The 15,568-nt window shown below is 45.5% G+C and carries 13 protein-coding genes; 4 read left to right on the forward strand and 9 right to left on the reverse strand.

From position 1 onward, the window contains the following. From C943_RS13005 to C943_RS13040, 8 genes are all read right to left on the reverse strand, one after another. A partial coding sequence (locus C943_RS13005) for a PKD domain-containing protein (RefSeq protein ID WP_040480634.1) occupies nucleotides 1-1,821 on the reverse strand: 1,821 nt, incomplete at its 3' end. 646 nt (nucleotides 1,822-2,467) lie between these two features. Then, nucleotides 2,468-3,445 (reverse strand): PorP/SprF family type IX secretion system membrane protein, encoded by a 978-nt coding sequence (locus C943_RS13010; RefSeq protein WP_008628574.1) that lies wholly within the window; start codon nucleotides 3,443-3,445, stop codon nucleotides 2,468-2,470. 313 nt (nucleotides 3,446-3,758) lie between these two features. Further along, nucleotides 3,759-5,234, reverse strand: coding sequence for a M28 family peptidase (locus tag C943_RS13015; protein ID WP_008628576.1), 1,476 nt, complete (start codon nucleotides 5,232-5,234; stop codon nucleotides 3,759-3,761). Between the two features lie 98 nt (nucleotides 5,235-5,332). Beyond that, nucleotides 5,333-5,644, reverse strand: a complete 312-nt coding sequence (locus C943_RS13020; RefSeq protein ID WP_008628577.1) for a rhodanese-like domain-containing protein — start codon at nucleotides 5,642-5,644, stop codon at nucleotides 5,333-5,335. A gap of 6 nt (nucleotides 5,645-5,650) precedes the next feature. Continuing rightward, entirely contained in the window at nucleotides 5,651-7,486 is a 1,836-nt protein-coding gene (locus C943_RS13025) for a T9SS type A sorting domain-containing protein (RefSeq protein WP_008628578.1), read from the reverse strand. A gap of 6 nt (nucleotides 7,487-7,492) precedes the next feature. Next, nucleotides 7,493-8,254 (reverse strand): PASTA domain-containing protein, encoded by a 762-nt coding sequence (locus C943_RS13030; RefSeq protein WP_008628579.1) that lies wholly within the window; start codon nucleotides 8,252-8,254, stop codon nucleotides 7,493-7,495. A gap of 95 nt (nucleotides 8,255-8,349) precedes the next feature. Then, nucleotides 8,350-9,156 (reverse strand): 3'-5' exonuclease, encoded by an 807-nt coding sequence (locus tag C943_RS13035; RefSeq protein WP_008628580.1) that lies wholly within the window; start codon nucleotides 9,154-9,156, stop codon nucleotides 8,350-8,352. After that, nucleotides 9,153-10,529 (reverse strand): UDP-N-acetylmuramate--L-alanine ligase, encoded by a 1,377-nt coding sequence (locus tag C943_RS13040; RefSeq protein WP_008628581.1) that lies wholly within the window; start codon nucleotides 10,527-10,529, stop codon nucleotides 9,153-9,155. The genes C943_RS13035 and C943_RS13040 overlap by 4 nt, the downstream gene beginning before the upstream one ends. A gap of 253 nt (nucleotides 10,530-10,782) precedes the next feature. On the opposite strand from C943_RS13040, the gene dnaB reads away from it, so the two are divergent. Both dnaB and C943_RS13050 read left to right on the forward strand, forming a co-directional pair. Further along, a complete protein-coding gene (dnaB, locus tag C943_RS13045) occupies nucleotides 10,783-12,372 on the forward strand; it encodes a replicative DNA helicase (protein ID WP_008628583.1) in 1,590 nt (529 codons plus the stop codon). Between the two features lie 40 nt (nucleotides 12,373-12,412). Beyond that, on the forward strand, nucleotides 12,413-13,414 hold the full coding sequence (locus tag C943_RS13050) for a quinone oxidoreductase family protein (RefSeq protein WP_008628584.1): 1,002 nt from the start codon (nucleotides 12,413-12,415) through the stop codon (nucleotides 13,412-13,414). A 5-nt stretch (nucleotides 13,415-13,419) separates the two neighbouring features. On the opposite strand, the gene C943_RS13055 is transcribed toward C943_RS13050, so the two are convergent. Beyond that, nucleotides 13,420-13,728 (reverse strand): tetratricopeptide repeat protein, encoded by a 309-nt coding sequence (locus tag C943_RS13055; RefSeq protein WP_008628585.1) that lies wholly within the window; start codon nucleotides 13,726-13,728, stop codon nucleotides 13,420-13,422. A 98-nt stretch (nucleotides 13,729-13,826) separates the two neighbouring features. Here C943_RS13055 and C943_RS13060 point away from each other — a divergent pair, with 98 nt between their 5' ends. Further along, nucleotides 13,827-14,564 carry an electron transfer flavoprotein subunit beta/FixA family protein gene (locus tag C943_RS13060; protein WP_008628587.1) on the forward strand — a complete coding sequence of 246 codons (738 nt, stop codon included), beginning with the start codon at nucleotides 13,827-13,829 and terminating at the stop codon, nucleotides 14,562-14,564. A 35-nt stretch (nucleotides 14,565-14,599) separates the two neighbouring features. After that, nucleotides 14,600-15,568: an electron transfer flavoprotein subunit alpha/FixB family protein gene (locus C943_RS13065; RefSeq protein WP_008628593.1), complete on the forward strand. Its 969-nt coding sequence runs from the start codon at nucleotides 14,600-14,602 to the stop codon at nucleotides 15,566-15,568.

Here is a 15,568-nt window from a genome sequence, read left to right on the forward strand (position 1 = left end):
TGTTGTATTGCCCGTGTTGGTGACGACAATATTATAATTCAACACGTCTCCCACTGCGTCGAAGCTGCTTTCAGCCACCGACTTGTCAATGGACAGGGCAGGACTTTGAACAATCGGAGTGCTGGCTGATGCCACCACCGGTCCTGGAATCTGCGTTGAGGCTACATTGACCACGTTAACAATGTTTTCACCCAAGTCAAACACAGCTTGGGTGACGGAGTAGTAGATGCTAAAGATCCATTCCTCCCCAACGTTTAAAATGCCTGGATCAATTGTATCTCCACTTTCGACATTTAGAACCACTGGGTTCGGTGTTCCCGGAAGAAAATCGAGCACCGAAACATTTGAAATGTTTTTGTTGCCCACATTTGAAACAGATATCCGATACTCGATGACTTGGTTGGGATTGGTCACTGGGTTTGGACCTCCAACCTGAATTTTTTGAACAGATATCCTCGGTGATATTGTGAAATTCTCAGTGTGGGAATCGGTATTGGTCAAGACAATTGATCCAGCTGTCGCAGAAACCGTGGCGGTATTGGTAAAAAAACCTTGCTCTAAATCGTTCTGAACTATGGTATGGAATCCCGTGAATGAAGTAGAATTGCTCTCTCCAACACCCAAGCTAATAGGGCTTCCATTTACGTTAATAGCGGGATCCGAAATTGAAACATTCGTGAGTGGGAAATTCCCGGTATTTCCAATAGTGAATGTGTAGTTAATTCGGTCGCCTGCATTTTGGATCCCGTCATTATTGAAATCTTCATACAAACCGGTTTTGACTAGCGAAACACCCGGAGTGGGACTAGAAAGTACAAACGTTGCGGTCTTTAGACAATTGAATTCGTCTGTAATTGTAGCCACGTAGGTGCCTGGGGCAAGGTTGGTTCTCGACGAACCGGTACCGCCGTCGTTCCAAGTAACGCTCTTATTGCCTGTGCCGCCGTTTATTGTCAGGGATATAGAGCCATCTGAATTTCCAGGGGTTGGTTGGTTCACCGATGAAGAATAGGTGATTTCCGAAGGGAGAAGGATGTTCTTTGTAAAAGTATTCGAAACTCCGTTTGCATCTGTAAGTGTGAGCGTAGCGGTCCCGTTGGATGAATAAACGACACTCGGATTGGCCTGATTGGATGTGGTAGGGCTTGAGTTTGTGCCGAAGTTCCAGCTGTAGGTGTAGGGTTTTTTTCCGCCGTTACTGGTAGATGTAAAATTGACGGAGGTGTTGCCATTTTCAGTACAGGCAGTGAAGTCAAATTGAACCGCCAAGGGTGCATTTACAAGAATGTCAGCACCAAATTGGCACTGTGCGCTTGGGTAATCATTACACTGATATGAATTAAAAAGATTCGCCGACCCAGATGTTGTCCAAGCCATTAGAGGATTTCTAAGACTAACTTCTAAACCACAGGTCCATGTGAATTGGTAGTTCAAGGTCACAACCCGGTCTCCGCTTTTTGCAGCGGGAAGATTACCCAGCCATATGTTGATGTATTGTGAAGTACCGCCAATGACAAGGTCCGCAAAAAGCCGCGTATTGTCCGTAGACGATCCGGAATTCGAACTATATACAAATGAAATATAGGCTGTTTGTTGGACGCCGGGTGTACAAGTGGCGAAGGAATTGGCAAGTGGAACTCCGGACGCATTACTCAGGTAGACTTCCTTGATCGTGAAGTTGTTGGAAGAACAAGACTTCCCACAGGTTCTCAGATCGAGAAGATTTGGTTGGTTTTGGGAAAAAGCATCCGATTGGGATAGGATGAAAAGTCCAGTACTGACAACTAGTAGCCTGAGAAATGCATTTACTAAAGTCTTCATGTCCTTAAAGTTTAAAATTGAAGAGTCCTGTGGTTTTGGTCGTCCAAAAATTCCTCGGTGCATGGATACCCACGGATGGGTGAAGCCGGTAGATTCAGGTATCTATCTCACCATTGGTTTCAATCGTGTCCGTCGGAATTGGACTGATTGAAGCGTGCGCTGATTGAGTAAGGATTATTCGAAAATTGGGTAATTAAGCGAATAAGGAATTTTTGAAAATGAAAAACCAACCCGATACCATGGTGAAAATCTGATAATCAGGCATTCAAAAATTTCGAATTATTGCGATTTTTAAAAAAATCCTTTTTACAAAGCAAAAATTTGATAACATCCGACTTTTTCGAAGGCATTTCTTTATTAATATAATTGTAGTTTTGAATTACCAACAGCAGACATCAGCCAGTTGGAAGCGGTTTTTTCAGACCCAATTTTGTAAAAAGAAAAAAACCGCCAGATGATTTTACCTCCGGCGGCCTTTTTAGTGTGACAAACTCTAAACTTAAAAAATCTCCTTTTCTTTGGATTTCATTCCCTGATGGGAATGAGGCAAGTGGTTTTTGTTGAAAAAATCGCGGTACAACTTGCCTTCGGAAATCCCTCTTGTCTATCTGATTTTGGTGGGTGATTTTCTCGATCTATTTTTCTTTTAGAACCATCTTGGGTTTTTCATGTTGACCTTACGGGCAGAGAGGTAGTATCCAAGTGATATTTCATGTGAATTGGTTCTCATGTTTTGTAGGACGTTCAAGTTGTAATCGTATGCGTAGCCGATTCTAAGATTTGGCGTCGCAAAGAATTCGGTGATAAAGGCTAGCGCGTTTCTGTTGCTCAAGTTTGGCACCTCGGGATCGTTGTTGCTGAGGTGAAGGTTCGAACGGTACGATCCACCGATCCAAAACTTCTCTGCAAACAGGAACATCGCGTTGAGATCGTAAGTAGTAGGCGAGCCGCTTACATATTTCACCAGGAAGGAGGGCTTGAATTGAACATTGTTAGAAATATTCAATAAGCCACCAGCTGTGATGTAGTAGTGTATATCGTGTACCGCTAGTGCCATATGTTCCCTTTCCAAATTGTTTTTACCGATTAGATTGAAACCACTGACTCCGGCGTAGAATCCATCTGTATGGAAAAACATGCCCAGGTTCATATTTGGTGTCATCATGTTTTGCCTGCCTTGGGGAAGCTCGGTATCATCAGGGTTGATGGCCCTCAATTCATCACCATTGATCATGTATTGGGAAACGCCTGCACTTGCACCTAGGCTGAAGTAGGAGGATCGACCCGTCTGAATGCGATATGCATAAGATAGCATCGCGCTTGTGGTGCTTGTTGGACCGATTTTGTCAGCCAATACCATGGCACCAAAACCCATCATTCCTTCGTTGGCACTCAAATCTGCCGTCATTGTAAACGTTGTAGGCGCACCTTCTAATCCCACCCATTGACTTCTATAGGTGCTTTGGATGTAGCCTTCATTCTTGTACCCTGCATAAGCGGGGTTGATGTGTAAGCCATTAAAAATGTACTGGCTAAACTGCGGTAACTGTTGGGCGGAGCCTGCTGTCAGTTTGAAGAATACAATGAATACGATCATTGCACTCAGTTTAAAATTCCTTTTCATTGCGAGATAGTTTAGAGTTGTATTTGTATTTCACATACAAATTTATGATGTAAATATAGAGTAAAATGTAAATAGTATCCAAACACTTTTTAGAAAAAATTATTCAAAATGCAAAAAAAAATATTTGAAATGCATTTTAATGAAAAATAGAAATGATTTGAAGATATGTTAAAGGTGAATAAAAGTCCAAAATTTGGCTGAAAAGGCGCTTTTTATTAAAATTGACTCGGCAAATCGACCAAATAGCTTTCAAAGAAAAAATAAAAAAAGCCGGACCTGTGTGGGCCCGGCCTGAAATGTTAATGAAGGGTGCTTATTTCAATCCATAAAGTTCTTTTCCGGCTGTTTCATATTTATCACCGGATTGCCAAACAGGTTTTTGATTCCAGTTGGCAATATATTGGGCTGAAAGAATATAGGATTTCCAATATTTGACTGCATATTCCAAATCAAAGTTATCGACATGGTCACCGGGCTGGTGATAGTATTTTGATATCTCGTCATCAAAGGCTGTGAACCCAAGGCTAAACGTCGGCGCTGGTATTCCACGACGTGCGAAATTCACATTATCAGATCGATCGTATAAGCCCTGTTCCGGAGCTGGGTCTGCTATCGCCTTCAATCCAAACTCACTGACAGCTTTTTCGATCAATGGATCTGCGGAAGTTCTGCCCAATCCGATCACAGTGACCAGGTTGGTATCGTTGTAGCCTCCATTATCGATATTGAGATTGTAAATGATTTGTTTCAGCGGGATGAGCGGGTTGTTGGCGAAATACTCGGAACCGAGCAAGCCTTTTTCCTCTGCAGTCCAGGCACAAAGCAGGATAGACCGTTTGGGTGGATTCTCTGCAAAGTATTTCGCTGCATTGATGACGGCTACGGTACCGACCGCATTGTCTCTTGCACCATTATATATGGAGTCACCTTTTGCATCAGGCCTTCCTACGCCAACATGGTCATAGTGGGCAGATAGCATTACATATTCATTCTTTAAAACAGGATCGGTACCTTCTATATATGCTATGACGTTTTTGCCGATGATGTTTCGGTTCTTTTTTCCTTGGATATCAACTTTGGCGTTTTTGATCTCGCCACGTCCGATGGCATTGATGAGCTCATTCTTAAGGTCTCTCGCCCATATATATGGTAAAGCATCCTTCGAATCAGGGGCACCGATGGTCAGTTGGGGCCTACCGAGGTAATTGACAACTGCGGGCCAGGGAACGGTAGGCACGTTGAACATTTCAATGATGGCTACTGCTCCGTTGCTTTTTGCAAGGGCGATTTTTTCCCTGCCTAGGCTGAACAAATCCGCCGGATTCATTCTGTTTGGTGCACCGATGTTTGCCACGATGATCTTGCCTTTCACGTCTACGCCTTGATAGTCGGCTTCAACCCCATGCTGCAACACGACAAGCTCATACGTGCCTTCGAGTCCATCTCCATCAAGTACCAATAGGTCCGTTCCTTGATTGAAACTTTCTTCTCCAAACATAATTGTTCCTTTTGTCGGCGGTGCAGAAAGCCGGAAGGGAATTTCTTGGTAATAACCCTTAGCTCCGGGAACCTCTTTTGCGCCATACTTCCAAAACTGCTCAGCGATATATCGGGAAGCGGCGTCCATTTCTGGTCGTGCGGGATCTCTCCCCATCAATTCGTCGGAGGCCAAAAACCTAAAATGTGATATGGCTTCCTTCTGGTTGAATTGTTTCTCTATTGATTTCTTTTGGGCAAGGCAATAGAAACTTGTGCTCAAAAGAGCGAAAAAAAGTAGTGTTCTTTTCATTATTCGATTGTTGGATTAATTCGGTTGACTCAAAAGCGTCACTTGGCAGATAATAGGGTACATCTTTAAGGCTTCGGCTTTTTAAACAAAGGGCAGGCCTATTCCTCCTCTTGCTCCATCGCCCTGTATGCCATAATGCCACCTAGGAGGTTCCTGACTTTGCTGAAGCCATGGCTCTCCATGAATTTTTTGGCATTTCCGCTTCTGGCACCGGAGCGACATTGCACGACAATTTCTTTGTCTTTTGATGATTCAAATTCTCCAAGTTGGAAGGGAAGTTGACCTAAGGGGATGTTGGTAGCACCGAGGTTGTCTTCCTCGTATTCCCATTCTTCCCTTACATCGATAAAAATGAATTCCTCTTTGTTTTCCAGCTTTTTCTTTAATTCCGCTGCGGTGATGTCTTCCATGTTCTTTTATTTGACTAAAATCCTGAATGTATGTAAATGTTTTCCTTTGGATGCTTTGATGACATATACGCCCATCTGCATGTTTTCAAAATTAATGATTTTGCCTTCTTCAGTTTCAGTCACGGGTAGATTGATGCGCCTGCCGATCGGATCAAATACCTCAAAGGTGTCAAAATCTCCCTCTAGGTTGAGAGGTCCGGATACTGGATTGGGATAGGCGCGGACCGAAATAGATGCGTCTGCGTCAGTTTGAATAACACGGCTTGCGCTGAGATGGGGACGAATCATCAGTGAACCTTGGATTCGTTCATTTTGCTGCCAGGTACCGGAGACGTTGAAGAATATCTCACTGCCATTGTCATAGGTTTTGTCTAAACCAACGTGGACAAAGTCGTTGGTAAACTGGGTGAATCCCACATAAAATACGCCTCCGACCTCAACATTGCGGTCAATTTCGAAATAGGCGAAGTTTTCCAATGCGCCTTTGTCCGGGATAATTACCTCCTTGGTGTAAATAGGAGCTTGTCCCAAATCCCGCCACACGTTGATGTCCACGACGCTGTTGACCTGGGCAAAATTGGTGAAATTGATACTGATACCTTTTAGGAAAGCGGGGCCATCGACCTCGTAGCGAAGGGCGAGGGTTCCCGACCGCTGGTTGATGCCGGCAGAGTAATCGACCTTTCCATCATCGTAAGCTAGAAAGTCCCTAATTGGCAACAAGGTCCTCACGGTGTCATTGTCCCGAAAATCCACGCTAGGGTAACTAACCGGCTGCCCATTTTCGATTCCTTGCAAAAGTCCGTCCCCAGTAACCAGATAACTTACCAGCTCATAGTCTTTTTCCTCGTCCGTTAGCACAATATCCTCGATAGGGTTGCTTGAAAAACCACGGCGTTCCTGCGCTGTTGGTACCGGGTTGAAAGGAGTGTTGCTGTTGATGGACTTGACGACAGACTGGCTTTCTTTGTCCCGGATTTCAAAGCTGTATTCCATCGCCCGAAAGGAATTGCTCAAGTTTTTGAATTCATTTTGGGTATTGATCCAAAAGGATTCCGAATCCCTCTTTAACATAAAAAGAGGAACTGACGAATATCGCTCAAATGGCCTGCCGTTGGGCAAAGTCAATGCTCTGTCCTGGGTGAAGAGATCATTCGCGTTTCTGTTTTTGTGAAGAAAAATGTAATCCAATATCCAGCTGTCAAAGGGTCCGGAACTCCGACCCCTGATTGCAAAGCGAAATTGAAAGGCCGCGTGGTGGAATATCGGCCTGACCTGAATTAATTCTTGCGTAAAGAAAAGCTGTTCTGCCGAGAGTCCGCCCGCTTTTTCCCATACTGTCACCCAAATACCATTTGCATCCAAAAAATCCAATCTGATTTCATCCGTAGCATCCGGCATCTCAGCTTTGCCGCCTGCTTGCCAAAAGAAACTCAAATACACCGTGTTTTCCTCTGCCGGGCTGATTACCGAAAGATCAATTGGTTTTGACGTGATTTGGTCGGTTTCGCCTTGATCCAACTGAGTGGTGGAATTGGGCCTACCATTTTCGTTTGTACCATCGAGCAACACCACGCCATAGGATGGTGCTTCATTTCCGACGGTAAAGGATTGGGTAGCTCCACGAAAAATCCACTTTGTCGTATCCAGGCCAGGGATTGAGAAATCATCCCAAAATGGAATTTGCAGGGGATCGTCCTGTATCCTGAAATTTTCCGATTTTTTCTCCTGGGGTTTCTTGGGTGTTGGTAATTGAGTAAACTGGGCAAATAAATCCTTTGGGGCTAAAAGAATCAGCCCAAAGAGCATTAAAAAACCGATATGGGGTACAAGGTTTTTCAACTATGATCAGTTCGTGCGGTTTTTGCTTTCAGAAATCCAAAGTTCGACACCCTCTCCGGTCTTGACACTCACTCCTGCCGGAGGGAACTGTCTGATGATAATGCCACTCGGTACAGTATCCGTTTCTACATAATTAATGTTACCCATGCGCAGGCCGGAACCAATCAGCAAAAACTCTGCATCTACTTCGTCCATTCCTACAAAATTGGGTAATTCTAAAGCTTGGTTTCCTAGGCCGTCACCGACTACAAGGTCAATTTGTGCCCCTTTCGGTACTTCGAAACCTTCGGGAATACTCCGTCCCCGGTATTTTTGCTCTAGCACCACATTAGGTGCTATATCTGGCACGTAAATAATCTCGCCCCGCAAGAGCCCCATATTTGAAAGGATTTCTTGAGCGTTCTTAAGCGGGCTATTCACAAGGTTCGGCATTCTGAGAAGAGGGGCGTTTTGGGCATTGAGGGTCACGTAGATTTTTCGTCCCTTTTTGACTTTGCTTTCTGGCTTTGGAATTTGCTTCATCACGGTATGTGGCCTCATCTCTGTGCTAAATCCGCTATCCAAAGCCACTTCGTAAGTGAGGTCTCTGGCTTTAAGATAATCCTCGAGTTCGCCCACTGAAAATCCCTCTAAGTTTGGGACACTTACCGTTTGTCCATGGTTGGTGTAAAATGGCAGGTAAACCTTGAGGAATAGAAAGCCAAGTACGGTAAATGCCACAAAAACCAAGAGCAGGTGAAGTCCAATTTTTTTGAATGATTCTCTCATGTTTTTTCTTGAGGGCTTGCCCCGAATGTGCTAACGAATAATTTGAAGTTTGTGTATGTCCGTCTGAATTCTTACCTGTAACTGAGCAATTGTTCTCAACGCTGATTGAAACTTCGCAATTTGACTTGGGTAAACTTGCGTTTTGTATCCAAAGGGAAATCCCCCTTCATCATCCAATCGTAGTAGGATGGCTCTTCTTTGAGTACCGCCTCGATCGTTTTGCCCTTGTGCTTCCCAAAGTTGAAACATTCCTCACCTCGTTCATTAAAGATAAATCTGCCAGCCAAATCCACCATTTTTTCATTGAGCAAGGTGTGGATTTTCTTCATGTCATTTTCAAAAACACCCAATTTGTTGCCCAAAAGGTCCTCGGCTTCCTCACCCACGTACTTTTCGATCTGGGCTAGAAAAACCTCATAAGTGGCGATGGTGTCGGCCTCTGCACTGTGGGCATTTTCCAGGGTTTTGCCGCAGTAGAATTTGTAGGCAGCTGCCAGATTCCTTTTTTCCATCATATGGAAAATCTTCTGGGCATCCAGGATATTTCTTTTCTCGATATCAAAGTCAATTCCCGCCCTCAGAAATTCTTCCACCAGCAAGGGTATATCAAATTTCAGCACATTGAAACCTGCCAAATCCGCTCCAGAAAGCAATTGGTGGAGTTCTTTGGAAAGCGCCTTGAAGGTGGGTTGGTCTTTGACGTCTGCATCGTAAATTCCATGTATCAGCGAGCTTTCGTGGGGAATGGGGATTGTCGGGTTGACCAAGAATGTCTTTGTTTCCTGGCTGCCATTGGGATGGACTTTCAAAATCGAGATTTCAACTATCCGGTCCGTGGCGACATTGGTCCCAGTGGATTCGATATCAAAAAATGCGATAGGCGTCTTCAGGTTTAACTTCATGCTTGTGGGTTTTGGTTGATTTTGTTTTTGAGTACTGACAAATCCATGTCGTCGTAGTTGCCTGAACTCATAAGCAGCAGGTTGGTGTTGGCGTAGGATTGGTTTTCGAGGAACGTTTTCAAATCCTTGATTTCGGTGAAAAGCCTGAGATCATTGCGGCCAAATGCCTGTTTGAGTGTCTCCTCGTCCATCAGTTCGAGTTTTTTCAAAGATACTGCTTTTGGGTTCAAATAGATAACCGCAACGTCTGCAGCGGCAAAGCTCCCTACGTAATTGTGGACAAAGTCCTTGTTGAGCGAACTATATGTGTGCAATTCCTGTACCGCAATCAGTTTTCGCTCAGGAAATTGTGTCTTTACCGCCTGCACCGTGGCTTTCAATTTGGAGGGCGCATGTGCGAAATCCCGAAAAAGAATGGATGACGCGGATTTCGCCAAAACCTCCTGACGTTTTGCGGCGCCTTTGAAACTTCCGATGGCTTCATAAAACTGTCCATCCGTCAAACCCAGGCTGAGGCAAACTTCTTTCGCACCTTGGAGATTTTGGAGGTTGTGCTCTCCAAAAATCAGGATTGGGATTTCCCCTTTTTCGGTAAGAAGGAAAGTCTCGCCATCCTTAATCGTGTACGGATGGGCGCCATAGGGGATTTTGGCAAATGGTTTCGATTTGAGCCCTTCGGCGATTCCAACGATATGGGAATCTTCTTTGCAGTAGATAAACGTTCCGCGCTCGGGCGTCATCTCAGCGAGAATTTGAAACTGCTCCTTGTAATTTTCAAACGTCGGGAAAACATTGAAATGATCCCAAGCGATCCCACTCATTAATAATATGTCGTGGTGGTAGTGGAAAAACTTTGGCCTTCTGTCAATTGGAGAAGTGAGGTATTCATCCCCCTCGATAATGATTATAGGCGCATCCGAGAGCCTCACCATCAATTCAAATCCCTCGATTTGGGCACCTACCAAATAGTCGAAGTCCAGCTTGTGGTACTTCAAGACGTGCAGAATCATGGAAGTGATGGTCGTCTTGCCATGGCTGCCGGAGATCACGACGCGCTTTTTGTCCCGGCTTTGCTCAAACACAAACTCAGGAAAAGAATACACCGGAATCCCCAATTCCTTTGCCTTTTGCAGTTCGGGGTTATCGATGCGCGCATGCATGCCTAGAATGATACCGTCAAGGTCATGCTTGATTTTTTCGGGAAACCACCCCTTTTCTTGTGGCAAAATGCCTGCATTTTGGAGCCGCGTGCGGGATGGCTCGTAGATTTCATCGTCCGAACCGCTGACTTTGTAGCCTTTGTCGACCATACTGAGTGCCAGGTTGTGCATGACCGCACCACCGATGGCGATGAAATGGTATTTCTTTGACATATTGTTTCAGAATGTCCAAAAGTAATAAATCAGGCTTTGGCCGAAGGATGCGGCATGGATTATTTTTGGGGAAATTTTTACATCGAGCGCCTGCTCCGCAAAAACTCCTTTTGGTCCCTGGTCCTGGAAAATAAGCTTCAAAACCCAACGTTCGTATATCAAACATTTGACTTGTAGAGACTTGTGCGCGATGTTGATAACAAGTGTATAAAATGTTCAAAAAGATTGTTGCAAAGCATCTACTTTTGTTGATATGGCAGACAATAAACCCCAAGGGAAAGATAGATTGGTAGGAAGGCGGAAGCCCGAGCTTGGTTTGACTTCGTCAATTGGCAAGTTGCCGCCCCAAGCCATCGATTTGGAAGAGGCAGTCTTGGGAGCATTGATGCTTGAGCGGGATGCTTTGACCAACGTGGTCGATATCCTGAAGCCCGAAAGTTTCTACAAAGAGGCGCACAAGGTCATCTATTCTGCTATTCTCGAGTTGTTTTCCGACAGTCAACCGATCGACTTGTTGACTGTAACCAACCAATTGAGGAAAAAAGGTCAACTGGAGTTGGCAGGTGGCGCTTTTTTCATCACCGAACTTACTTCCAAAGTTTCCTCTGCAGCTAATATAGAGTACCATGCGCGGATCGTCACCGAGCAGGCAATGAAACGTGAAATCATCAGCATCGCGTCCGAAGTCCAAAAGGACGCGTTCGAGGATACCACGGACGTTTTTGAGTTGCTTGACAAAATGGAGCAGTCGCTGTTTGAGATTTCCGAGAAAAACATCCGGAAGAATTACGCGGACATGCGATCCATTTTGAAGGAGGCAATCATGGAATTGGAGGCGAAGAAAGGACAAAAGGACGGCCTTACAGGGGTTCCAAGTGGTTTTACGGCACTTGACCGGGTGACCTCGGGATGGCAAAAGTCGGATTTGGTGATCATTGCCGCGAGGCCTGCCATGGGAAAAACGGCGTTTGTATTGTCGGTATTGAGAAATGCCGCCGTGGATCACAGTCGCCCTGTGGCGATTTTCTCATTGGAAATGTCCTCTGTCCAATTGGTCAACCGTTTGATTTCCGCAGAAGCCGAGTTGGATTCGGAAAAGATCAAGAAAGGTAGCTTGGCGGATTACGAATGGGAGCAGTTGGTACATAAGACAGGAAAGCTTTCGAAGGCCCCCTTGTTTGTCGATGACACGCCTGCATTGTCCATATTGGAGCTCAGGGCAAAATGCCGAAAGCTAAAGGCGCAACATGATATTCAATTGATCGTCATAGACTATCTCCAATTGATGTCGGGAGATACCAAGGGTGGCGGACAAGGTGGCAACCGCGAACAGGAGATTGCCAGTATTTCAAGGGCCTTGAAGAAGATCGCCAAGGAACTCAACATCCCGGTCATTGCGCTTTCACAGCTTTCGAGGGCTGTGGAAACAAGGGGAGGAGACAAGCGGCCGCAATTGTCGGATTTGAGGGAATCTGGAGCGATTGAGCAAGACGCAGATATGGTTATGTTCTTATACAGGCCCGAGTATTATGGAATCACGGAGGACGAAGAAGGGCACTCGACTGCGGGAGTTGGCGAAGTCATTATTGCGAAGCACCGAAATGGATCTTTGGACACGGTCAAGCTGAGGTTTATCGGCAAATACACCAAATTTGCGGATTTGGAAATGAACGTGCCCTACAAAGCACAGGATGCCATGTACGGAAGCAAGTTTCCGAGTAGCGCCGCCGGTCAAGGCTTTGAATCGGGGAATACCATCCGGCTTTCCAGCAAGGCCAATGGCGGTGATGTTGACGATACCTTTCCAGGTGGTTTTGGCAGCAACGAGCCAGCGCCGTTTTAAATTGAATTGACGCATTTTACACAATTTTGAAGTTTTTTCAATGAAGGCGATCATCCTCAACAGAAATCTTTCGGACAAAATAGAACTGGTAGAAACCGAACTTCCCGCGCTAAAGGAAAACGAAGTACGCATTTCCCTGGTAGCATCTGCCCTGAACCACCGGGACGAATGGAGTCGACAGGGTTTGTATCCAAACCTCCGTGACGGGGTTATCCTAGGTTCGGATGGAGCGGGTAAGGTTGTGAAGATTGGTTCAAAAGTTCCGGGTGATTGGCTTGGAAAAGAGGTCATTATCAATCCTGCTTCCAATTGGGGTGGTGCGGAACATGCGAAGTCCAATGACTTCAGGATTCTCGGCATTCCCGACAATGGAACCCTTGCAGAGTATGTCCAGGTACCCTACGATCGGCTTCACTACAAACCGGAACACCTGTCCTGGGAGGAAGCTGCAGCATTGCCATTGGCGGGACTCACTGCCTACAGGGCGGTTTTCGTGCAGGGTGGACTTCAGGCTGGGGAGAAAGTCTTGATTACCGGGATTGGCGGGGGCGTTGCGCAATTTGCAGCGCAGTATGCCGTAGCGGCCGGTGCCCAGGTATATATAAGCAGCAGCAGCGCCGAAAAAATCAAAAGGGCAAAGGAAATCGGCGTACTGTCTGGATTCAATTACAAGGATGCCAATTGGGTAGAGGAAGTGCGGGCTACAGTCGGGGGATTTGATCTAATTGTCGATAGCGCTATGGGAGATACCCTAAACAATCTGATTGATGTGGCAAATCCCGGGGGCAGGATAATTTTCTACGGTGCGACGATGGGAAATCCATCCGGGTTCAACGCGAGGAAAGTCTACTGGAACCAACTCACGATCAAGGGAAGCACCATGGGCTCAGATGGAGACTTTTTGCAGATGGTAGATTTTGTGAAGAACAAACAGATCGTCCCAATAATTGACCAAATTTTCGAACTGAAGGACAGCGTTGCCGCATTTGAAAGGATGAAGGCCGGGCAACAAATGGGCAAAATCGTAATAAGGATTTCCTGAATGCCTTAATCCAAATCGTTTTCAAATTTGAAATTTAAATAGCTGTTTTTCAGCTCACTGAGTGATTTCAGTTCATTTCGTGATTGCGCAAGTTCAATCCCTTTCTCGAAAGCCAAACGGGCTTGTTCCAAATACCCCATTTGAGCAAATAAATGTGCGGCATGATAGTAACTTGGCAGATAATTCGGGAACTCGGCCAAAAGCTTTTCGAAATATTTTAGAGCCTCCCCAGGTTCATCGTCGAGGTGTTCGAGCGCCAATCCATACCAGTTGAAGGGGTTGTCGGGTTCTTGTTCCGCAAACGATTGTAACATCTGAATTCGGGATTTTTTGCTCATTTTTTCTTTTTTATATGATACCCTTATGACTAAATTCACGCAATTTTAAAAATAAGTAACCAAAAAATCAGTCGATGAAAATTCTTATTTGTATCACACACGTTCCAGATACTACCTCGAAAATTCAGTTTACGGACAACAATACCAAGCTAGATAAAAACGGCGTACAGTTCATCATCGGACCCTACGATGATTATGCCTTGGCAAGGGCGGTCGAGTTGAAGGAGCAGTTGAATGCCACACTCACAGTTCTCAATGTCGGTGAAGCAGAAACTGAACCCACACTTAGAAAAGCCCTGGCAATCGGTGCGGACGATGCTATCCGGGTGAATGCCTTTCCAAAGGATTCCCAGTTTGTCGCAGAACAGATTGCTGCAATTGCCAAGCAAAACAATTATGATTTGATCATGATGGGCCGTGAGTCGATTGATTTTAATGGTGGCATGGTGCACGGAATGGTCGGTGAGTTGTTGGGAATCCCTTCGATATCACCGGTGATGAAATTGGAGATCGAGGGTGACAAGGTGAAAATGGCTCGTGAAATCGAAGGTGGAAAGGAATATTTGGAGGCCAAGCTGCCTTTGGTGGCCGGCTGCCAGGAACCGATTGCCGAATGGAAAATCCCAAACATGCGTGGCATCATGTCTGCCCGTACCAAGCCGCTTACGGTAGTCGAACCTGCCAGTCAAAATGTGGCGACGGAAGTGATCAATTTCCAGCTTCCCCCAGCAAAGGGCACCGTCAAGTTGGTGGATAAGGACAACGTTGCGGAATTGGTTAGATTGCTCAAAAATGAGGCTAAAGTACTTTAATTTTAATTATTCAATTATCAGTAATAGAAGAAGTTATGTCAATATTAGTATATATCGAACAAGCCGAAGGATCGATAAAAAAGACAAGTTTGGAAGCGGTGTCATTCGCCAGAGCCCTCGCTGATAAAACAAATGGAGGAGAAGTGGTTGCGGTAGCGCTGGGAACGGTGTCGGAAGCAGAGCTATCCCATGTGGGGGCAGCAGGCGCGTCCAAGGTTTTTCATGTCGAAGACAGTAAACTTGACGCAGGTGTCATACAAGCCCACGCAGAAGCCGTTGCCCAGGTTTACCAAAAGGTGGGTTCCAAAACCCTAGTAATGGCAAAATCCTCCTTGGGTGATGCTGTGGCAGCAAGATTGGCGATCAAATTGGACGCGGCTTTGGTTTCCAACGTCGTCGAACTTCCGGAAACCGATAACGGGTATACAGTAAAAAGGAGTATCTACACAGGGAAGGCGTTTGCTCAAACTTCCGTAACGAAAGAACACAAAATCCTCGCGATCAGGAAAAATGCCGTCGACCTGAAAACAGATGGAGCGAAAGCTTCGGTAGAAAAGGTATCCCTGCAAATCCCGGATACAAACTTTGCGACCAAAATCACATCGACTGATAAAGCAACAGGAGAAATATTGTTGCCGGAGGCCGATATTGTGGTATCTGGTGGACGTGGCATGAAAGGACCAGAGAATTGGGGCATGATAGAAGATTTGGCCAAAGAATTGGGTGCAGCGACAGGTTGTTCAAAACCAGTTTCCGATATTGGCTGGAGACCCCATCATGAGCACGTTGGACAGACAGGCGTAAAAGTTGCCCCAACTTTATATATCGCTGTTGGAATTTCGGGCGCTATTCAACATCTTGCAGGAGTGAACTCCTCAAAATTCATCGTCGTCATCAACAAAGATCCTGAGGCCCCATTTTTCAAAGCTGCTGATTATGGAATTGTCGGAGATGCTTTTGAGGTTTTGCCGAAACTCACTGAAGCTGTCAAAGCAATAAAATAA

Origin of the sequence: Mariniradius saccharolyticus AK6, from assembly GCF_000330725.2 — a bacterium.
GTDB classification, from domain to species: Bacteria; Bacteroidota; Bacteroidia; order Cytophagales; family Cyclobacteriaceae; genus Mariniradius; species Mariniradius saccharolyticus.